The sequence below is a fragment of the Microvirga calopogonii genome, from assembly GCF_003347665.1.
GTDB lineage: Bacteria > Pseudomonadota > Alphaproteobacteria > Rhizobiales > Beijerinckiaceae > Microvirga > Microvirga calopogonii.
In genome coordinates, this window is record NZ_QDGA01000086.1 from 1 (window position 1) to 20,000 (window position 20,000).

General features: G+C 62.0%; 17 protein-coding genes. 9 read left to right on the forward strand and 8 right to left on the reverse strand.

Features of this window, described 5'->3' with window-relative positions:
• Positions 1-180 precede the first annotated feature (180 nt).
• Together DDF70_RS29160 and DDF70_RS37065 are read right to left on the reverse strand one after the other, a co-directional pair.
• A complete protein-coding gene (locus tag DDF70_RS29160; RefSeq protein WP_162820763.1) occupies positions 181-2,430 on the reverse strand; it encodes a cadherin domain-containing protein in 2,250 nt (749 codons plus the stop codon).
• A gap of 348 nt (positions 2,431-2,778) precedes the next feature.
• Entirely contained in the window at positions 2,779-3,201 is a 423-nt protein-coding gene (locus tag DDF70_RS37065) for a hypothetical protein (RefSeq protein ID WP_162820764.1), read from the reverse strand.
• 322 nt (positions 3,202-3,523) lie between these two features.
• Between DDF70_RS37065 and DDF70_RS37070 the strand changes: the two genes are divergently transcribed.
• Entirely contained in the window at positions 3,524-3,679 is a 156-nt protein-coding gene (locus DDF70_RS37070; RefSeq protein ID WP_162820765.1) for a hypothetical protein, read from the forward strand.
• A 387-nt stretch (positions 3,680-4,066) separates the two neighbouring features.
• On the opposite strand, the gene DDF70_RS29175 is transcribed toward DDF70_RS37070, so the two are convergent.
• Entirely contained in the window at positions 4,067-4,996 is a 930-nt protein-coding gene (locus DDF70_RS29175) for an IS1595 family transposase (RefSeq protein ID WP_114948213.1), read from the reverse strand.
• Between the two features lie 492 nt (positions 4,997-5,488).
• Between DDF70_RS29175 and DDF70_RS29180 the strand changes: the two genes are divergently transcribed.
• The 7 genes from DDF70_RS29180 to DDF70_RS29210 all read left to right on the forward strand — a co-directional run bounded on the left by DDF70_RS29180 (position 5,489) and on the right by DDF70_RS29210 (position 11,192).
• A complete protein-coding gene (locus DDF70_RS29180; protein ID WP_114948226.1) occupies positions 5,489-6,493 on the forward strand; it encodes an ABC transporter substrate-binding protein in 1,005 nt (334 codons plus the stop codon).
• 34 nt (positions 6,494-6,527) lie between these two features.
• Positions 6,528-7,307 (forward strand): ABC transporter ATP-binding protein, encoded by a 780-nt coding sequence (locus DDF70_RS29185; RefSeq protein WP_114948214.1) that lies wholly within the window; start codon positions 6,528-6,530, stop codon positions 7,305-7,307.
• Positions 7,307-8,137, forward strand: coding sequence for an ABC transporter permease (locus DDF70_RS29190; protein ID WP_114948215.1), 831 nt, complete (start codon positions 7,307-7,309; stop codon positions 8,135-8,137). Before DDF70_RS29185 ends, DDF70_RS29190 begins: the two co-directional genes overlap by 1 nt.
• Before the next feature lie 92 nt (positions 8,138-8,229).
• The gene (locus DDF70_RS29195) at positions 8,230-8,760 is read left to right on the forward strand and encodes a MarR family winged helix-turn-helix transcriptional regulator (protein WP_245435684.1); all 531 of its coding nucleotides are present in this window, start codon (positions 8,230-8,232) and stop codon (positions 8,758-8,760) included.
• 218 nt (positions 8,761-8,978) lie between these two features.
• Complete coding sequence (locus tag DDF70_RS29200) at positions 8,979-9,902, forward strand: DMT family transporter (RefSeq protein WP_114948217.1); 924 nt, start codon at positions 8,979-8,981, stop codon at positions 9,900-9,902.
• Entirely contained in the window at positions 9,899-10,201 is a 303-nt protein-coding gene (locus DDF70_RS29205; protein WP_114948218.1) for a TfoX/Sxy family protein, read from the forward strand. Before DDF70_RS29200 ends, DDF70_RS29205 begins: the two co-directional genes overlap by 4 nt.
• Before the next feature lie 25 nt (positions 10,202-10,226).
• Positions 10,227-11,192, forward strand: a complete 966-nt coding sequence (locus DDF70_RS29210; protein WP_114948219.1) for a 2-hydroxyacid dehydrogenase — start codon at positions 10,227-10,229, stop codon at positions 11,190-11,192.
• 822 nt (positions 11,193-12,014) lie between these two features.
• Here DDF70_RS29210 and DDF70_RS29215 read toward each other — a convergent pair.
• Both DDF70_RS29215 and DDF70_RS29220 read right to left on the reverse strand, forming a co-directional pair.
• Complete coding sequence (locus tag DDF70_RS29215; RefSeq protein ID WP_114948220.1) at positions 12,015-12,758, reverse strand: SDR family oxidoreductase; 744 nt, start codon at positions 12,756-12,758, stop codon at positions 12,015-12,017.
• 27 nt (positions 12,759-12,785) lie between these two features.
• Positions 12,786-14,594 (reverse strand): IlvD/Edd family dehydratase, encoded by a 1,809-nt coding sequence (locus tag DDF70_RS29220; protein ID WP_114948221.1) that lies wholly within the window; start codon positions 14,592-14,594, stop codon positions 12,786-12,788.
• 231 nt (positions 14,595-14,825) lie between these two features.
• Here DDF70_RS29220 and DDF70_RS29225 point away from each other — a divergent pair, with 231 nt between their 5' ends.
• Entirely contained in the window at positions 14,826-15,425 is a 600-nt protein-coding gene (locus tag DDF70_RS29225) for a hypothetical protein (protein ID WP_114948222.1), read from the forward strand.
• A gap of 120 nt (positions 15,426-15,545) precedes the next feature.
• Here DDF70_RS29225 and DDF70_RS29230 read toward each other — a convergent pair whose 3' ends face one another.
• The 3 genes from DDF70_RS29230 to DDF70_RS29240 form a co-directional block, all read right to left on the reverse strand.
• Positions 15,546-16,358, reverse strand: coding sequence for a tellurite resistance TerB family protein (locus DDF70_RS29230; protein ID WP_114948223.1), 813 nt, complete (start codon positions 16,356-16,358; stop codon positions 15,546-15,548).
• Between the two features lie 73 nt (positions 16,359-16,431).
• Positions 16,432-18,603, reverse strand: a complete 2,172-nt coding sequence (locus DDF70_RS29235) for a TRAP transporter permease (protein WP_114948224.1) — start codon at positions 18,601-18,603, stop codon at positions 16,432-16,434.
• Positions 18,604-18,678: 75 nt separating this feature from the next.
• Entirely contained in the window at positions 18,679-19,656 is a 978-nt protein-coding gene (locus tag DDF70_RS29240) for a TAXI family TRAP transporter solute-binding subunit (protein WP_170316133.1), read from the reverse strand.
• Positions 19,657-20,000 lie beyond the last annotated feature (344 nt).

Sequence of the window (20,000 nt, forward strand, 5' to 3'; positions counted from 1 at the left end):
ATAGCGCTGAGCATGTGAGGGGAGCCCCTTCCCGGCCTGCGGCCGCCGGGAATGACGCCCGCTACGTCATCATCGGCCCTGTGCCGGTGATCTCGATCGGAAAGGCGCGGCGCTTTTCAGCATCGGGATGGCCGGCACGAGGCCGGCCATGACGGTGGCGTTTGCCAGACCGGGATGGTGTCAGACGACGAAGAAGTCGAGGTTGGTGAGCTTGAGGTTCTTGGACAGGGTGGCGACCTGGATCGCCTCCTTGGCGCCATTGCCATCGGCATCGTAGAACAGCGCCCCGGTCTTCTTGTTGTAGATCACGTGATCGTCCCGGTCATGCGCCGCGCTGCCGCTGAAGAACTCGCCCTTCTTGAGCACGCCCTTCTTGGCGATCTTGGAAAACACGCTTTTCGCCAGATGGATCGTGTCGTCGGCGACGACGAAGTCGAGGATCTTGTCCAGGTTCTGCTTCTTGTTCAGCGTGTTGGTCTTCGCTAGCTTGGCGTCGAACACGAAGATGTCCTGCCCGGCCCCGCCGGTGAGCGTGTCGTTGCCCAGCCCGCCGGAGAGCCGGTCGTTGCCGCCATTGCCGGAGAGCTGGTCCTTGCAGGCCAAGCCGACGAGCACGTCGTTGTTGCCACGTCCCGCGAGCGTATCCGCCCCGGGTGTGCCGGTGAGCGTGAGCGCAGGGTCGCTGGGGCTGCCGGGATCGCCCGGTGTCCCGGGATTGCTCGGCGTGCCCGGTGCGTCAGGATTGCCCGGCGTATCGGCGATGTCGGTGACGGTGAGGGTGATCTCCTGCGTGGTGACAGCCCCATAGGCGTCCTTGGCCTCCACGGTCACGGTGTAGCTGGTCTTGGTCTCGTAATCGAGGGCTTTGAGCAGCACGAGAGCGCCTTGGTCCAGCGTGAACGTTCCGGTGGGGTCGCTCAGCGTATAGGTGATCGCGTCGCCCTCGGCATCATGCGCCGAGAGCGTGGCCAGCGGCGTGCCAGTGAGGAGGTTCTCGGCGAAGGCGGTCTTGGAGAACGCGATGCTGTCCGGCCTGGTGTTGTAGAGGGCCACGGTCTCATCGTCGCCCTCAAACTTGATAAACCGCACGTTCTTGAGCGTATCGGTGCCGTCCCGACCGGCTTGGGTGTCGTGGACGGTGCGGACCCCATCGGCATCGGGACCGCCGACTTCATATTCCGCGCGGGAGCCGGCAAAGATGACGGTATTGCTGCCGCTCCCGCCATCGAGAGTATCGTCGCCTTTTCCGCCGATGAGTGTGTCGTTGCCACCATTGCCCCACAGGCGATTGGCTTGGTCGTTGCCAGTGAAGTGATCGTTGCCCTGGCCGCCCTCAAGCGCCTCGATACCGATTAGAGTGTCAAGACCGTAGCCGCCCGTATTTTGCTGAGCTTCGGTCGCCAAGCTAACGACAGCGGCCGCAGTCCCCAAATAGCGGGCGGTATCGAATCCATCAGCAGCTTGGCTTCCGCCATTAAGAATATCATCTCCAGCGCCGCCTTCTAAGGTGTCATTACCACCCTCTCCGGCAAGCCTATTCGCGCGTTCATTACCAGTGAGCAGGTCGTTGCCCGCGTCGCTTGTGACATCTTCGATATTGACTAGAGTATCGTTTCCCTGCCCAGTATTCTGAACGCTTGTGACGGTAAGGTTCACGGTGATGTCGGCGGTTCCACGATAAAATACGACGTCGAAGCCACCTCCGCCGTCGATCTGATCGTCTCCTCCACCTCCATAAAAGCTCTCGTCGCCTGTGCCACCCCAAGCGGTATCTTGGCCTTCACCGAGATCGATCACTCCCACAGAAGTACCGCCATTACGGGCATCGTAAGAATCATCTCCCCCTTCGAGAAAGACCGCAGTGAACGCACCCTCGATATGGCCAATGTTCAGGATTTGATCGATGAAATCGTTGCCTCTTATGCCATCGTTGCCGCCTCTGATCGTGCCGCTGTTGTTGATGATTAATGAACCTGAGTCTGTTGTCTGACTATGCAGGACACCATAAAGTCCACCTTCGATCGTGCCAGAATTGGAGATAGATGCGGAGCCGACGATAAATGCTCCAGATCGGGCAGTACCCGTTACATTATGGGCATTTATTAAGACGTTCTGGATATTGGCAGGATTGCCAAAAACTCCGAACGAGACACCGTCGCGCTGACCGATAACAGATCCGGTTTGTCCAACAGTGATCCTGCTGAGATTTCGTAACTGTATCCCCGTGGCATTGGTCGATTGGGCGTCGACAAGGCCATTTACGGTGACTGTATTGGTGCTTCCAATGGAGGTGATGCCATTGATCTGTGAGCCGGAGAGATCCAAAAATTGGAGCCTTCCCCCTTGCTCGATAAGCACAGTTTCGCCCCCGACAATCTGAAGGGTTTGCTCGCGTGTCGTGCCTGTTTGAATAGTATAGTTATTAGGCAAAGCAGCCTCCAAATCTAATAGTTATGTTATAACTATAATAGCCGCATTGGATTTTCAAGCTGCAGCCCGAACCCGGACTTACGGCTTAGAGTGCGAAGTTTCCCCTGGCTCTGATGGCGGAGAATACCACCATGACAGAGTCGTGTTCCCATTTTGTTCCTGACAGCACGTCGGAATTATATACTTTACGTAGTAGACCGACCATGGTACAAGATAACGGACAGGCCGGGACTCAAGCGCCCGCGTCGCAAGAGGCGGCGCTTTCTGTCGAGATCACCCCCCAGATGATTGCGGCGGGTGTCGAAGCATATGAACGCTGGCGCGATAGTGAAGACATCGAGGATACCCCTACTCGTTTAGTGGAGGCTGTATTCCGTGTGATGTTTGAAGCTGCGAGGCCACGGAAACGTTCATAAGAACCAACTTGTCCCGCGCTGCTTGGATCTTATCGGCCAATTCGATGATCTGGCTGGGTGCGAGCTTCTTGCGAACGGTTTTCTTTGGGTTCCTGATATTCACTAGCGTCACCCAGCGATGAGGGGAGTCGAAGCCTTCGGTCATGAACTGACCGTGGCCGACGATGTCGCGCTGAACGCGGTAGTGCCCCAGCAGATTGACGAACGTGGTAAGTTCTTTGGCGTCGTCTGGTTCGAAGGCGGCATCAATAAGGGCGCAAAGATGCCGGGCGCGCTGGTTGAATTCTTTGCGGGTGTTTGGTTCGACGCCTCCATTGGCAGGGTGCTGTTCAAGGAGCATGACCAAGGTGTCCATGAGGAGATCCACAACAGCCCAAACGGTTATTACAAGCCCAATCGCCTTTAGGTGCTCGTCAGTCAGGCCAAGGCTGAACTGAGTTGGGCTGGCGGTTCTCGCAAACTCTTCGAAAGCGGGAGACCGGGGTAAGGGTGGAGGCGGATCGCATGGAACAACAGCGCCGTCCTGCCAGCGGCGTGTACCCTGATTGTTCAGAAACTCAATCCAAGCGCTTTCCGGGATCTCAACAGCCTCTTTCGGCACCCTCTCGGCAGGCCATATGTCTTCGCGGTAGAATGCTTGCGGTCTACCCTCCTCGTTGAAAACAGCCCAGGTCCTCATGAACGACTCCAAAAATGAAGAAGACAAACGGCGGGATGAAGTGTTGAAGCGGATGCTCAACACCAAGCCTCAGCCGCATAAGACGAAACAGGGCGAGAAGCTGAAAGGCGAAAAGCCCGCGAAAGGTAAAAAGAATGAGCCTAGCGACGAGTGAGGCGGGTATTCAGCCAGTCGATAGCCTCTTGGGAACCAAGGCGGCGGAAGTCGCCTATTCCTGTGATCTCAAGAACGACAATCCCGTCATTGTCATCGATGGCCCCAACGTCGAGAAGCTTCTGTATTACGCCCCTGGGGCTCAGCGGTGTCTCAATGATCCAGAACGACAGAAGAGGCCAGCAAAAATCCACAGCGGTCCGTAAGGCTGAGTGGACTCGCTCGTAATCATCCCGAGAGGTCGGTTCCTCCCGATGCAAATCGTAACTAACGACATACTAAGCCACTTGCCCCTCCTTGAAAGATTTGAGGGGCAGTGAACCACGCTGCTTACTTAGGAGTCGAGTCCTTCTTCCGACGCCAGCGTAGGAAGCGCTTCGCCTGACGCTTAAACTCGGGCTTCGTCAATCCGCCGATAGGTCAGGCGCTTGCCATCCGCACCCTTGAGGATGCGGTCAGCGCGTTCCTTGTCATTCACGCCAAGAGCAATGCGGTTGTTGTAGCGGAAGTTGAACTCCGCGAGGTAGCGGTGCAGGTGCTTCTCGGCGCAATGCTGATAGACGCCCTTCATGCCGCGCTTGAAAGTGCCGAAGAAGCCCTCAACCGTGTTGGTGTGAACGTCGCCGCGAACGTACTCTTTCTTGGAGTGGTTCACGACCTCATGGGTGAAGTGCTGGCCGAGGGGCTTGTACCAGCGGCCCTCGTCGCTGAACACGACGGCGCCGGGAGCAACGTTGGCGCGGATGATCGGAATGAGTTCACCCGCCGTGGTGCCCTCAACGTGGAAGAGACGGGCCGATCCGCCGCGCTCCACCAAAGCAAAGACCGTGTTCTTGTAGGTGGTGGTTCCGCCACGGCGCTTCTTGGGCTGTCCTTCAAGGCGACCGATGAAGGTCTCGTCCACTTCGACCGTGCCGCCACCGCTACCAAGCGGAGGGGTCTCAGTCGGCTCCATGGCAAGGCGGATGCGGTGAGCCATGAACCATGCGGTCTTGTAGGTGACGCCCAACATGCGGTGGAGCTGGTGGGCCGAAATGCCCTTCTTGCTCGACGCCATCAGGTGCGTAGCCAGAACCCACTTGTTGAGGGCGATCTTGGAGTCTTCGAACACGGTGCCGACCGTCACAGAGAACGGCTTGCGGCACTCGTTGCACTGATAGACGCCGGGACGAAGGCTCTTGCCCTCCATCTTCTTGATGCGGGCTTGGTCGGTGTTCCCGCAGTGAGGGCAGACCGGACCTTCGGGCCAGTGGAGGGCTTCCAAGTGCTCTCGGGCCTTGTTGGCGTCGGTGTAGATGGGGTTCGTGAGATCGACCATGGGAATTGCCTCAAACCGTTATGAAGCAAGGTATTTTATGAAACTTACTACGTCAAGTATATAATTCCGCAGCACGTACAACCTTGGCTATATCATTGCACAGCCTGATCCGACGAGGGGCGCGCTTCGCGAGGCGTCGCAAGTTGTGGGAACGGGCACGGTCCTGCCCGCCGGTCACGCAGCCGGCGGCAGGAGGCCCTTGGTGCCTGCGGGCTGCCAAGTCTAAACGCCTAAAAGAACCGTGCGTGACGAGCAGTTCGGCTCTCACATTCACCACTAGACAGCGAGCCGGATTGCCCGACGCGCCACCCTCGATCTCACCTTCAGGCTCGCAGCGCAAGCTGCGGGCCCACAGGTGCTGGCTCTTTGACATGGAGACCCGGTCGCGATGCCATCGCACCATGAGCGGGCACGAAGACCTTGCCAAGCCCCTTCGAACCGCGCAGAAGCTGACGCGGCCGACGCGCGGCCTGAACGAAAGGGTCAATGCCGATGAAGCTGAACGCCTGGATCACGGGAGCGTTTGCAGCCTGCCTGTGCGGAAGCGCCCTGGCGCAGCAGTCGCCGACGGAGGTGACCTTCGGCACCAACTGGATCGCCCAGGGCGAGCATGGCGGCTATTACCAGGCCGTGGCCGACGGGACATACGAAAAGTACGGTCTCAAGGTCACCATCGTGCCGGGCGGCCCCCGCGCCAGCAACCGCATGCTCATGACGGTCGGCAAGCTCGATTTCTACATGGGCGGCAGCCTGATCCAGGCCTTCTCGGCCGTGGAGAAGGACATCCCCACCATCGTGGTCGCGGCCCATTTCCAGAAGGACCCGCAGGTGCTCCTGAGCCATCCGGGCCAGGGGCTCGATAGCTTCGCGGACCTGAAGAAATCGAACGACATCCTTCTGTCCAAGGACGGCGTCGCCACCTTCTTCCAGTGGATGAAGGCCGAGTACGGTTTCAAGGACGAGCAGGTGAAGCCCTTCGGCTTCAACCCGGCTCCCTTCATCGCCAACAAGGCCTCCGTGCAGCAGGGCTACGTCACGTCGGAGCCGCTGACCATCGAGAAAGCCGCAGGCTTCAGGCCCAACGTTTTCCTGCTCGCCGATTACGGCTTCAGCACCTATTCGACCACCGTGGAGACGCGCCGCGAGGTCGTGGAGAAGAATCCCGATCTCGTGCAGCGCTTCGTCGATGCCTCGACCATCGGCTGGTACAATTATCTCTACGGCGACAACGCCAAGGCGAAGGAGCTCATCAAGCGCGACAACCCGGAGATGACGGACGAGCTGCTCGATTATTCCCGGGCCAAGATGAAGGAATACGGCATCGTCGATTCCGGCGATACGCAGAAACTGGGCATCGGCGCCATGACGGATGCGCGCATGAAGGACTTCTTCGACAAGATGGTGAAGGCCGGTCTCTTCAAGGCGGATCTCGATTACAGGAAGGCCTATACGCTCCAGTTCGTGAACAGGGGCGTCGGGCTCGACCTGAAGAAGTAACAGGAGAGCGACACAAACCTGTGTCGCCGCAACCATGACGCAGCCCGCGCCTCCGCTCGTTTCTCTGAGGGGAATTTCGAAGATCTTCTCCAACGGCGTGACCGCGCTTGCCGGCTTCGATCTCGACATCGACGCAGGCGAGTTCGTCTCCCTGCTGGGCCCGTCGGGCTGCGGCAAGTCGACGGTGCTGCGTCTCATCGCGGGGCTGACAGAACCGACGGACGGAAGCGTCACCTGGCCGGGCACGCGTGACGACGATCATCGCGGAGAGATCGGGTTCGTGTTTCAGGACCCGACGCTGATGCCCTGGGCGAACGTGGCGGACAATGTGTGGCTTCCCTTGCGCCTGCGCGGCGTGTCGAGGCGCGATGCACGGGACGGCATCGCCGAGAGCCTTGCCCTCGTCGGTCTGAGCGAGTTCGCGAAGGCCTATCCGCGCGAACTGTCCGGCGGCATGCGGATGCGCGTGTCGATAGCCCGGGCCCTCTCCCTGAAGCCGCGGCTGCTGCTCATGGACGAGCCCTTCGCCGCCCTCGACGAGATCGCCCGCTTCCGGCTCAATGACGATCTGCTGCGCCTGCAGAGCGAGCTGCGCTGCACGATCGTATTCGTGACGCATTCGGTGTACGAAAGTGCTTATCTGTCGAGCCGTGTGGCTGTCATGTCCCCGCATCCGGGACGCATCGTGGCCGAGATCGAAGGTGCGTCGCCCGGACCGCGCACGAAGGATTTCCGCACCGGCCCACGTTACACGCAGCTCTGCGGACGGATCTCGCAGGTTCTGCTCGCTCAGACAGCCGGGGAGCGGCCGTGATGGCTCCCATTCGCCGGCAGGGCAATTCCCTGAAGATCGTTCTGCCGCTTGCGGTCTTCGCGGCGGTCATCGCCGCATGGGAGGGCGCCGTGCATGTGAAGGGCATCCCGCCCTACATCCTGCCCGCGCCGAGCCTGATCGCGAAGACCATGGTGGCCGATTGGCCGCTGCTCTGGGCCTCGCTCCTGACGACGCTCGAGACCACGCTCGCGGGTCTCGCGCTTGCGGTTGTCGGCGGCGTGGGTCTTGCCGTGCTGCTGAGCCTGTCGCGGATCATCGAGCATTCGCTCTACCCGTTCGCCGTCGTGCTCCAGGTCACGCCGGTCATCGCCATCGCGCCCCTGCTTCTGATCTACATGCCGCAGGATGTGGCTGTCCTGGCCTGCGCGTGGCTCGTCGCCTTTTTTCCGGTTCTGTCGAACACGATGCTCGGCCTGCAATCCGTGGACCGGAACCTCATGGAGCTGTTCCAGCTCTACGGCGCCCCCGCCTCTCAAAGCGCTCTCGGGCGGTTCAGGGCACGTTTGAAGGCCCTGTGGTACCTTCGCCGCCCGGCCGCTCTCCCGGCCTTTCTGGCCGGCCTGCGGATCGCAGGCGGTTTGTCCCTGATCGGCGCCGTGGTGGCCGAGATGGCAGCCGGTTCCGCAGGAGCGGGGTCGGGACTGGCCTATCGCATCATCGAGAGCCAGTACCGGCTCAACATCCCGCGCCTCTTTGCGGCTCTCGTTCTTCTGGCAGCGACCGGCATCGGGCTGTTCCTGGCCCTGGCCACGCTCAATCACGTCCTCCTCCGGCGCTGGCATGAAAGCGCCGTTCCCAGGGATCCCTGATCCTTAGCCTGTTAATATTGTGCCGGCTTGTCATCGTACCGTCATGACTCGGGGCCATGATATGTTCGAGAAGCCTTGAACAGCGAGGGACCATGGATACCGACAACAAGCATCCGGGCATCAAGAGCGTCGGATGGGCTCTGGTTCAAACCTCGCGCCTGCATCGAAGCCGCACGGGCGACAAGCTCTCGGAACTCGGCCTCTTCGCCGGCCAGGAGCAGGTTCTCCAGGCTCTCAGCAATTCCGGCCCCATGACCATGGGAGAGCTCGCGGCCATCCTGCGCGTACGCCCGCCGACCGCGTCCAAGACGGTTTCCCGCCTTTCCAGCCTCAAATTGGTGGAACGCCACACAGAACCCGGCGATGCCCGGGTCGTGCGCGTGAAGCTCACCAAGGAGGGCAAGCGCAAGGCCGCCGCCATCGACGCTCTGTGGGAGGAGGTCGAGAGCGAGCTGCTCCAGGGCTTCGACAACAAGGAGCGCAAGCGCCTGCGCAAGCTGCTGCGCAAGGCCGCCAAGAACCTCGCAGGCCTCACGGGAGCCGATCAGACCGGCTTCGAGGCCGACGACGAGATCGACGGCCTCGAAGCGGCCGACGAACCGGAGATGGCGGCAACGGCCTGATGAGGGCATCGATCCCAAAAGTGCAAGTTCACTTTTGGGATCGCTCGATGCTCCACTCTTGGAAGAGCGCATCGTGTAGGCTCGGAAAACCGGGTCCACTTTTCGCTAGCGTGGCCCCCTGGGTCCGCACGATGCGCTAGAACCCCTGTGTGCCGCGCACGAGGGTCGTGCGTGGCGGACATTCGTATCGGGACGGTGAAGCGGCTAGCATTTCCCGCATGGCCGACACCGTCACCCAATCTCCGCCTGGAACCGCCGCGCCTCACCAGAGCCGCATCATGGGCATCGCCCTCATGTGCGTGGCGCTGTTCTGCTTCTCGTGCCTCGATGCAACGGCCAAATGGGTCAACCGCTCCGTGGATCCCATGGTGACGGTCTGGGCCCGCTACATCTCGGCTGCGTTTCTCACCTTCCTCGTCATCAATCCGCGGACCCAGCCCGGGGCTCTGAGGACGCGCCGCCTCCCGTTGCAGCTCCTCCGCTCGTTCCTGCTCTTCACCTCGACGATCTGCAACTTCTTCGCCTTGAAGTTTCTGCAGCTGGTCGAGACCCAATCGATCATCTTCGCGACCCCGCTGCTGGTGGCGCTTCTCGCCGGTCCCCTTCTGGGAGAGCGCATCGGCTGGCAGCGCATGACAGCGATCGGAGTCGGCTTCATCGGCATTCTCGTGATCACGCGCCCGGGCTTGGGGACCATGCATCCCGCCGCCTTGCTGTCTCTGACCGGCTCCGTGGCCTACGCCTTCTACGCCATCGTGACGCGCATGCTCGCCTCAAGCGATTCCATTGCGACGACGACACTCTATTCGAGCGTCGCCGGCATCGTCTTCGTCACCCCGGTCCTGCCCTGGGTGTGGTCGACGCCCTCCTCTCCGCTGATGTGGTTTCTTCTCGCCACGACAGGCTTCTACGGAGCCTTCGGCCACTGGCTTCTGGTTCTCGCCCATGCCCGCGCGCCTGCCGCGATCCTGTCGCCCTTCATCTACACCCAGATCGTCTGGATGCTGGTCCTGGGCTATATTCTGTTCGGCGACTGGCCGGATGCTTGGACCTTCGTCGGGGCTGGCATCGTCATCGCATCGGGGCTCTACTTGCTCTACCGTGAACGCATGAAGCCTCGAAAGCCGGAGCCGTCCTCGTGAGAGATGCCGCCATCGACACCCTGCCCGGGATCGGTCCCGTCACGCAGAGCAGGCTGGCGGATGCAGGCATCCTGACAGTGGGCGAACTCCGCTCCATGGGATCCGTCGAGGCCTACCGCCGGCTGAAATTCATGCTGCCCCGGCAGGTGAGCCTCAACGCTCTTTATGCCCTGGAAGCCGCCCTGCGCGGCTGCCACTGGCTCGACCTGCCGCAGGATGTGAAAACAGCGCTCCAGCAGCAGGCCAGGATCATCGACGAAGCCTTTCGCCGGGGCGGCGTCACACGCTGCTCCCTCTAAACCCGACACCTCAATAGGAAACGCCATGAGCCGAACCGATATCCTGATGACCGCACCGATGAATCCAGTCGTGATCGATGCGCTCGAGAAGGTCTTCACTCTCCACCGTCTGTGGGAGCAGAACGACAAGGAGGCCTTCCTGAAGGAATTCGGCCCGCGCATCCGCGGTGTGGCGACCAGCACGCTCTTCGGCCGCGTGGATTCCACCCTCCTCGACCGTCTGCCCAATGCGGAGATCGTGTCGAGCTTCGGCGTCGGCTACGACAATGTGGACGCGGAGGCGGCGGCGAAGCGCAACATCATCGTGACCAACACCCCGGGCGTTCTCGACGACGAGGTGGCCGACCTCACCCTCGGCCTGCTTCTTGCAACGTTGAGAAAGATCCCGCAAGCCGACCGCTATCTCCGCGAGGGCAAGTGGCTGAAGGCGTCCTTCCCCCTGTCGGCGACCCTTCGCGACCGGAAGGTCGGCATCGTCGGGCTGGGGCGCATCGGCAAGGCCATCGCGAGGCGCCTCTCCGGCTTCGATGTGAGCATCGCCTATCACGGGCGCACGCAGCAGGACGACGTGGCCTATCCTTACTTTCCGACCGTGACCGGCCTCGCGGAGGCTTGCGACGTGCTCATCGTCATTACGCCCGGCGGCGCCACGACGAAGCATCTCATCAACGCGGAGGTGCTGAAGGCCCTGGGTCCCAACGGCGTTCTGATCAACGTCGCCCGCGGCACGGTCGTGGACGAGCAGGCGCTCATCGATGCACTCAGGTCGGGAACGATCCTGAGCGCCGGCCTGGACGTCTATGAGGACGAGCCGCGCGTGCCGCAGGAACTGATCGATCTGGAGCACGTGGTGCTTCTGCCCCACATCGCCTCCGCATCGGTCCACACCCGCAACGCCATGGGCAAGCTGGTCGCCGACAACCTGATCTCATGGTTCGACGGCAAGGGCCCGCTGACGCCGGTGGCAGAGACACCCTGGAGCACGAAATAAGCCTCCGCAAAAGCCACCACCCAGACCGAGACAGCGTGAGCCTCATCCAACCCGGGCCCCGAGGTTCGGACAGAGGCTTCGCCGAGGGCGCCCCTGTCGGCCATCGCCAGGGGAATTCTCACGACAGCCGGGCCAGTTGCGAACATTACCCCGATGGACTGCGGGGCCGTGAAACCCCTGCTCAAGCCCCTTGAGCATGGCGGCGCGATTGTCCTCGCGCGCCTCGATGACCCAAGGGCGTCGTTTTTTGCGCAATTCCGATAGTCCTTGCGCCTTTCCGATTTCCGCAAGGTAATCTGCGTGGCACATTAGGGGCGACTTCAACAGGTCAAGACACAGGACTAATACTTACTTTTCAGCGACGATGTAAGCACCCTTGCTCGAGGCATCAAATGGCAATCACGATCACAGGCCTTCGACAGCCAGCAATTGCAAGTCTTATCGAATCCGCGATCGGTGAAGACTTCTACAGATCTGCTTGTCACAACCCGCGTGTATCTGCTTCGACTGCGTTTTCATTGGACTTTTATTTCGTTCGCGGAATTATGTTGTATTACCTTAGCCATTATAATGGTGCTATCCGAGACTTCAGCACAGTCCTGAGGATGGATTGGAGGCACCGTGGGGCGGCGGCATGGATTGCAAAATCAGAACGCGCCAATTGCAGAGTCGCGCGGGGGTAGATGCCGATAACCAACGAGGAAGCATCCGCCTTCCATCAACCACGGCATACTGAAACGGCAGGCTATGAAGCCTGCCTTTTTTATCGGGCGCACCGTTCGGTGCGGCTCCTGGGTCCGCACGACGTGTTAGAGCAACAGCTCAAAGCGCGAACCCGCCATCGACGAGGTGGATATGCCCCGTCGTGTAGCTGGCCTCGTCCGAGGCGAGATAAACGGCAAGTGCCGCCACCTCCTCGGCCGTGCCGAGACGCCCCATCGGCTGGCGGTCGATGAAAGCCTGGCGCACGGTGTCGAGGCTTTGCTCCGAGCTTGCCGCGAGCGCCGCGATCCGCTCGTCGAGCGAAGGCGACTGGATCGTACCGGGACAGATGGCGTTGGCCCGGACGCCGCGTTTGATGAAATCCGCCGCCACGGCCTTGGTCAGGCCGATGACCGCCGCCTTCGTGGTGCCGTAGACATAGCGGTTGGGAATGCCGCGCACCGATGACGCGCCGGACGCGATGTTGACGATGGAGCCCCGTCCCTTCTCCAGCATGCCCGGCAACACGGCGCGAATCATCCGGTGCATGGATTTCACGTTCAGGTCGAACGAGAAATCCCAATCCTTGTCGGAGCATTCGAGAATCGTGCCGTGATGCACGAAGCCCGCCGCATTGACGAGAATGTCGAAGGCTCCGGCCTCGGCAACGAGCCGCTCGACATCGGCGCTCGAGAGCACGTCGAGCCTGCGCTTCTCGGCACCGTCGAGCCCCTCCAGCTTGCCGACGTCGAGGTCCGTCGCCCAGACCTTCGCACCCTCGCGAAGAAAGGCTTCCGCGATGGCGCGCCCGATCCCTTGGCCCGCCGCCGTGACGAGGGCTGTCTTTCCGTGAAGTCTGTTCATGACAGCCCCCGTTCCCTTATTGGCAGATCAATGATTGTCGCGCGGCACGCCGAAGGTCTGGGCCACCTTCTGGTACTTCACGGCCGGCTTGAGGGTCATGCCCTCGGAGAGCTGATCCACCATCGAGCGCTGGATCTCCTGCCAGGGCGTCTGGCTCGCCGGATAGGCATAGCCGCCCCGCGCCTCCAGATCGGCGCGGCGCTTCTCGATCTCGTCCGGCGACAGGAGGATGTCGGCGCTGCGCTTGTTCAGGTCGATGCGGATCCGGTCGCCCGTCTGCAGCAGCGCCAGTCCGCCGCCGATGGCGGCCTCCGGCGAAGCATTGAGGATCGACGGCGTGCCCGAGGTGCCGGACTGCCGTCCGTCGCCGATGCAGGGCAGCGAGAGAACGCCCCGCTTGATGAGCGCGCCAGGCGGCTGCATGTTCACCACCTCGGCCGCGCCCGGATACCCGATCGGGCCCGCGCCGCGCATGATGAGGATCGTGTGTTCGTCGATGTGGAGCGACGGATCGTCGATGCGGTGATGGTAGTCTTCCGGCCCGTCGAACACGACCACGGGTCCCTCGAAGGCGTTCGGGTCTTGCGGATTGTTGAGGTAGCGCTCCTGGAATTCCGGGCTGATCACGCTCGTCTTCATGATGGCGGAATCGAACAGCGTTCCCTTCAGGTTCAGGAAGCCGGCCTTCTCCTTCAGCGGATTGTCGTAGGAGCGGATCACGTCGTGATCCCAGGTGAACTTGCCCTTGCAGTTCTCCCCGATGGTGGTGCCCGTGCAGGTCAGCGCGTTCTCGTGGATCTTGCCGGCCCCGATCAACTCGGCCATGACCGCCGGCAGGCCGCCCGCGCGGAAATACTCCTCACCGAGATACTCGCCCGCGGGCTGCATGTTCACGAGAAGCGGGATCTCGAAACCGATGCGCTCCCAGTCGTTGTTGTCGAGCGGCACGCCGATGTGCTTGGCAATCGCATTGATGTGGATCGGCGCATTGGTCGAGCCGCCGATGGCCGCATTGGCGACGATCACGTTCTCGAATGCCTCGCGGGTCATGATGTCGGAAGGCTTCAGATCCTCCCACACCATGTCGACGATGCGCTTGCCGGTCTCGTAGGCCATCTGGCCGCGCTCGCGGTATGGCGCGGGAACGGCCGCGGAGCCCGGAAGGGACATGCCGAGGGCCTCGGCCAGCGCATTCATCGTGGACGCCGTGCCCATGGTGTTGCAATGGCCGACGGACGGAGCGGAGGAGCCGACGATATCGATGAACTGCTGGTAGTCGATGTCGCCCGCCGCATGACGTTCGCGCGCCTTCCACACGATGGTGCCCGAGCCGGTGCGCTCGCCATGGTGCCAGCCGTTGAGCATGGGCCCGACATTGAGGGAGATCGCCGGAATGTTCACGGTCGCGGCCGCCATGAGGCAGGCCGGCATGGTCTTGTCGCAGCCCGTGAGCAGCACGACGCCGTCGAGCGGATAGCCGTAAAGAACCTCGACGAGGGAGAGATAGGCCAGGTTGCGATCGAGGCAGGCGGTGGGACGCTTGCCGGTCTCCTGAATCGGATGGCACGGGAACTCGAAGGCTACGCCGCCGGCAGCCGTGATGCCATCGCGCACGCGCTTGGCGAGTTCGAGATGATGCCGATTGCAGGGCGACAGATCGGAGCCGGTCTGGGCGATGCCGATGATCGGCTTCTTGCCCTGCAGTTCCTTGCCGGTGAGGCCGAAATTGAGATAGCGCTCCAAGTAGAGCGCGGTCATGCCCGGGTTATCGGGATTGTCGAACCAAAGCCGTGAGCGAAGCTGATCGGGAGTGCGACGGTGAGGCCTCTCAGCCATTCTTCATTTCCTTTCGGGCATCCGTAAATGCGGTGGCGGTATTTGATCCATGACAGGGGGCAAGATCAACCATCCCCTGACTAAAGTAGCTGCCCTGCGATGGCTGGGAAGTCTCAACCGGCATTGTGAGAAGACCTGCTTTCCACCGCGACAACCATACTGTTATAATATTTCTCTATCAGGCGTAGGCCTGACGCAGTTCCTCACGTGCTAACGCCGGGCAGCCTTGCCATGTTTCGATATGTCTATCCTCTCGCCTTGACGTCTCTGCTTGCCTCTCCGGCTTGCGGCGACGATTGCCCGACAGCCCAAACCGCGAAGCTGGGTTTCGTTCTGGAGCGTCAGGGAACGATTGCGGAGGTTCGCCCCGCCTCGGATCATTTTGTCCATGTGCTGAACGCATATCCCGGCGGCAAGAAGCAGGATGTGATCTATTATAGGGGCTTCTTCCCGATCAGCCGTTTCGACGACACGGCCCGGAGCATCAACATTCCCGTGTCCGATCTGCGCACCGTCTTTCCGCTCGAACCTAAGGCCCGTCGGGCCCTGACCTATGCGCCAGCGCAACCCGGCAAAGTGGGAGCCCTGATCTCGCTTGAACTGACCGTGACGGGTCAGGAGCAACTCCAGCTCGGCTCATGCTCCTACAACGTCCTGGTGGTGCGCAACCGCTTCCTCAACGGGGACGGCAAGATGACGTCCGAACACACGGACCTCTATTCGCCGGACCTCGGCTTCGTTCTCGCCAAGCGCTACGAGGAAAAACCCGGCACGCAGACCACCATCAAGTATCAGAGCATCAAGCCGCTGGGGCGGGTTTCACCGCTTTGAGCTCGGGCTCTGCCCGTCGTGAGACAGGGCATTTCAACTGGGTACGCCCTTCCGATCGAGATCACCGGCACGAGGCCGGCGATGACGGCGTAAGCCTACGTACCGGTGGTTGCCTCAAACTCAGCTCAAGCCCTCGGCCGTATCGTCGATCTGCGAGCGGATGGCAGGATCGAGATCGAGCGCCTCCGCCAGCTGGTGCAGGAACTCGCGCTCCTGCATCGTATCGGGATCGATGGCGAGGCGGGCGGCCGCGTAGACCTGCGCGGCCTTGTCCGGATCGTTGACGCCGGCGGCAAGCTCCTCCACATCGGCGGGCGACGCCATCTCGGTCTCCAGCCACCGACTTGCCTCCGGATCGATGCCGGCTTCCGTCAGTCCCTTGACGATCCGGGACCGCTCGGCCTGGTCGATCTGCCCATCGGCGGCCGCTGCGGCGACCATCGTGCGCAGGAACAGGAGCGCGTCGTCCTCGGTCTGGGAAACAGGATGGAACCGGGATGTCTCCGGCAGGCTCAGGGCCGATTGGGCGACGGCCTCATCGGATCCCGCCGCTGGAGCGACTGGGGCACTGGCTTCACCTCCGGTCGCCCCCTTGACGGCCTGCTGGTTCTGATAGGCCTTGTAGGCCAGCCCTCCGATGACCGCGAGGCCGCCCAGCTTGACCAGGTTGCCGGTCAGTTTACCGCTCTTCTTTCGTCCCTTGAACAGAAGCCCCGCCAAGCCGACCAGAGCGGTCTGGGTCAGTCCGGGATGCTGGGCCGCGAAATCCTTGGCCTTCTGCAGGAGCTGATCCGGCGTCTGGCCGGCGATTTGCGTTGCGCTCCTCTCGGCCTGCTGACCGACACTTCCCTGGCTTGGTGAGCCTGGATTGCGGAGATCGGGACGCCCGATGGCTCCAACGAATGCATCCAGAAGCTTCCTGTAATCGACCATGTGGACCTCCCGTTGTTCGATCAGCAATGAACAACGGGAGGACCGTCGAATAGTTCAGGTTCTCTCAAGCGCGTCAGGCGGGTCTCGGCACCAGGGAGCCGCGTACCTTCAAGAGCTGCGACACGACCACGGGAGCGGCCATTCCCAGCCCGATCAGGGTCATCTGCACATTGGGCGCGATGATCGGCAGAGCAGCGAGGCCGATGAGCCAACGCTCCCAGGCCCGCATCTGCGTCAGCCCGTAGCCGGCGAAGGCTGCCGACAGGAACATGATGCCGATGACAGCCCCAGCCGTGACGAAAAGGAAGCCCGGCCACGTGAACTCGGGCGTGACGATCAGCATCGCCGGGCCGTAGACGAAGACGAACGGTACGAGCGCCTTGCCCAATCCCAGGCGGAAAGCCGTGTTGCCCGTCTTGAACGGATCGGCACCCGCCATGCTGGCTCCCGCATAGGCCGCGAGCGCCACGGGAGGCGTAATGTCGGCGAGCACCCCGTAATAGAATACGAAAAAGTGCGCGACGAGCGGCTGGACTCCGAGAAGCCCCAGGGCCGGAGCCGCGACGGTGACCATGATGATGTAGTTCGCCGTCGTGGGCACGCCGCATCCCAGCAGAATGCAGACGATAGCCGTCATCAGCAGGGTGAAGAACAGGGTCATGGCCTTCATGTCGGCAAGGCCTGCCGGCGCGAGATCCGTGAAGATCTGGGCCACCTGAGCCGCGAAGGACGTGACGATGAAGGAGATCTTGAAGCCGACCCCGGTGAGCGTGACGATGCCGACGATGATGCCGACCGTCGCGGCGGCCGCACCCACGCCAATGGCATACTTGGCCCCGACCACGAAGGCGTCGACAAGGTCGAGCACGACTGCCTTGCCCGCGTCGCTCTTGAGGAATGTATAGACGAGGAGTGCCAGCACCAGGCCGAGGAGCGGAGCCACGAAGACAAGCTGCGTGAGCATCCCGACAGAGATCGCTGCCGCGATGGCGGCCAGGAAGCCGAGGGTGATGGCTGGAACGCGCGAGGCGCCCACCACGAGGCAGGCCGTGATGCCCCAGAAGGCGGCGAGATAGGGCGTGAAACCGGAGAACAGGACGATCAGCAGCACGGCAAGGGGCATGATCGTCTGCCACCCTTCCCGAAGCACCTTGGCGGCCTTCGGCAGCTCCTCGGCGGGCAGTCCCTTCAACCCGGCCCGTTTCGCTTCGAGATGGACCTGCATGAACACGCCGAAGAAGTGCATGAGCGCCGGCACGAGAGCCGCCAAGATGACGGTCCGATAGGAAACGTTGAGGAACTCGACCATCAGGAAGGCTGCCGCGCCCATGATCGGCGGCGTGATCTGCCCGCCGGTCGATGCTGCCGACTCGACCGCCGCCGCGAAGTGGCGTTGGTAGCCCACGCGGATCATCGCCGGGATCGTCAACGATCCCACCGTCACCGTATTGGCGATGGAGGAGCCCGAGATCATGCCGAACAGGGCCGAGCCGAAGATCGAGACCTTGGCCGGGCCGCCCGCAAAGCGGCCTGCCACGCAGGTGGCGAGATCGATGAAGAGCTTGCCGAGACCGACCCGGGTCGCGAGCACGCCGAAGAGCACGTAGTGGAAGACGTAAGTGGCAACGACTCCCAGGGCGATACCATAGATGCCCTGGCTCGTGAGATAGAGGTGGTTGACGATGTTCGGCCACGAGGCGCCGGGATGCTGGAGGATGCCCGGCATGGAGGGGCCGAAATAGGCGTAGAGCATCACCCCGATGGCGATGACCGGCAACGGCCAGCCTACGGAGCGGCGGGTGGCCTCCAGCAGGACGACGATCAGGGTCGTCCCCATGAGCACGTCGGTCGGGGACGGGTTGCCGACCCGGAAGGCCAATTCGTTGAAGATCCACGGCACATAAAGACTGGACACGGCAGCCGCAACAGCCAGGGCCCAGTCGATCAGGGAAATGCTGCCAGGCCGCCACCAGTTCGAGGGCGCGATCCGCTCCTGGCCGCTCTTGAAGGCGGAGAAGACCAGAAAGATCAGCCCCAGCACGAAGGCCATGTGGATGCCGCGATGGGTGGCCTCCCGCAGGAGCCCGAAGCCCGCCGTATAATAGTGAAAGAACGAGAGCGCCAGCAGCAGGCCCGCGACGAGCCATGCGGTCACCGGGGGCAAGGGGCGGAACCGCATCTCGGGATCAAGTTTTTCCTCGAGGCTGCGGTTCTCGATGATCACATGGGCGTCGGCTGAGGACATGTCGGGCTCTCGTCACGAACAAAGCGCCTCCCGCGACGTCTGTCGCGGGAGGTCGAACGGGTCGGTCGTCTGGGATCAGCCTTTCAGCAGGCCGGCTTCCTTGTAGAATCGCTCGGCGCCCGGATGGATGGGGATCCCGGCGCCTGCCAGGGCATTCTCCTTGCGGATGATCTTGCCCTTGGCATGCCCCGCATCGAGCGCCGCACGGGTCTTGTCGCTCCACAGCCCTTTGACGACCTCATAGACGACGGCCTCCGGCACCTTGGCGGAGGTCACCCATTGGGCGCCGACGGCCAGGGTCTTCACGGCGCCCACGTCCTTGTAGGTTCCTGCCGGGATCTCGTCCGCGGCAAAGAAGTTGTATTGCTTGCGGATCGCTTCCGCCTCCGCCCCTGCAAGCGGAACGAGATCGATGCCGCCGCCCGTCGCAGCGAGTTCCGTGATGGCACTGGTGGGGTAACCGCCGACGAAGAAGAACGCGTCCAGTCCTCCGTCACGCATGCGCTCGGCCGCTTGGTTCGGCTTCAGGAAGTCGGCCTTCACATCCGTTTCCTTGAGGCCCCAGCCGGAAAGGATGATCCGCGCATCCACGAGGGTGCCGGAGCCGGGTTCGTCGAGGGACACGCGCTTGCCCTTGAGATCCGCGACGGACTTGATGTTAGCCGACTTGGCGGCGACCAGATGGATGCTCTCAGGGTACAGATTGGCGAGAAGCCGCAGATCCTCGATCTTGCCCTTGCCCTCGAACAGGCCCGTGCCCGAATACGCCCAGTAGGCCACGTCGGCCTGGGTGAAACCGGATTCGAGCGCGCCCGACACGATGGAATTGACATTGGCCACAGATCCGTTCGAGGCCTGCGCCGTCAGGACGAGCTGCGGCGGGTTCGAGACGGCATTCGCGATGAGGCCGCCCACCGGATAATAGGTGCCGGCGGTGCCGCCGGTCCCGATCCTGAAGAACGCAGGAGCCTGCGCGAATGCGCTGCGGCCAAGAGCCGTTGCAGCTCCGAATCCAAGGCCGATCTTGGCCAGTTCGCGACGGGTCAGTTTCATGGACATTGTGTTCCCCTGGTGAAGGATGTGACCGCTTGTCATACGGCTCTGCTTCACTCTACTGGGAATCATCGCCCCGTCTACAGGCCTGAGCCAAACCTTCGTTAGCCAGCGAACGAAGACCCGGAGCCGTCATGTTGGGTGAGACCTTTGACGCTCGACGCAGTATCGCGCCCCGGCCGTCGTCTTTTCGGATAAGCGATGGTCCCTGAAGCTTCAGCTGTGGTCGTTGAGATCGGGCGAACTGGCAAGATTGTGGAGTGTCGCGGAGATTCTGATCCCACCTCTCGCTCATAGCCGTGCCGTGTGTGTTCGGGCTGGCAGGGACCAGACAAGCAAAAACC

Coding starts and splice junctions, on each gene's coding strand:
- DDF70_RS37065 (WP_162820764.1), bottom strand. CDS start 3,201: ATGGACACCTTGGTCATGCTCCTTGAACAGCACCCTGCCAATGGAGGC.
- DDF70_RS37070 (WP_162820765.1), top strand. CDS start 3,524: ATGAACGACTCCAAAAATGAAGAAGACAAACGGCGGGATGAAGTGTTG.
- DDF70_RS29175 (WP_114948213.1), bottom strand. CDS start 4,996: ATGGTCGATCTCACGAACCCCATCTACACCGACGCCAACAAGGCCCGA.
- DDF70_RS29180 (WP_114948226.1), top strand. CDS start 5,489: ATGAAGCTGAACGCCTGGATCACGGGAGCGTTTGCAGCCTGCCTGTGC.
- DDF70_RS29185 (WP_114948214.1), top strand. CDS start 6,528: ATGACGCAGCCCGCGCCTCCGCTCGTTTCTCTGAGGGGAATTTCGAAG.
- DDF70_RS29190 (WP_114948215.1), top strand. CDS start 7,307: ATGGCTCCCATTCGCCGGCAGGGCAATTCCCTGAAGATCGTTCTGCCG.
- DDF70_RS29195 (WP_245435684.1), top strand. CDS start 8,230: ATGGATACCGACAACAAGCATCCGGGCATCAAGAGCGTCGGATGGGCT.
- DDF70_RS29200 (WP_114948217.1), top strand. CDS start 8,979: ATGGCCGACACCGTCACCCAATCTCCGCCTGGAACCGCCGCGCCTCAC.
- DDF70_RS29210 (WP_114948219.1), top strand. CDS start 10,227: ATGAGCCGAACCGATATCCTGATGACCGCACCGATGAATCCAGTCGTG.
- DDF70_RS29215 (WP_114948220.1), bottom strand. CDS start 12,758: ATGAACAGACTTCACGGAAAGACAGCCCTCGTCACGGCGGCGGGCCAA.
- DDF70_RS29220 (WP_114948221.1), bottom strand. CDS start 14,594: ATGGCTGAGAGGCCTCACCGTCGCACTCCCGATCAGCTTCGCTCACGG.
- DDF70_RS29225 (WP_114948222.1), top strand. CDS start 14,826: ATGTTTCGATATGTCTATCCTCTCGCCTTGACGTCTCTGCTTGCCTCT.
- DDF70_RS29230 (WP_114948223.1), bottom strand. CDS start 16,358: ATGGTCGATTACAGGAAGCTTCTGGATGCATTCGTTGGAGCCATCGGG.
- DDF70_RS29235 (WP_114948224.1), bottom strand. CDS start 18,603: ATGTCCTCAGCCGACGCCCATGTGATCATCGAGAACCGCAGCCTCGAG.
- DDF70_RS29240 (WP_170316133.1), bottom strand. CDS start 19,656: ATGAAACTGACCCGTCGCGAACTGGCCAAGATCGGCCTTGGATTCGGA.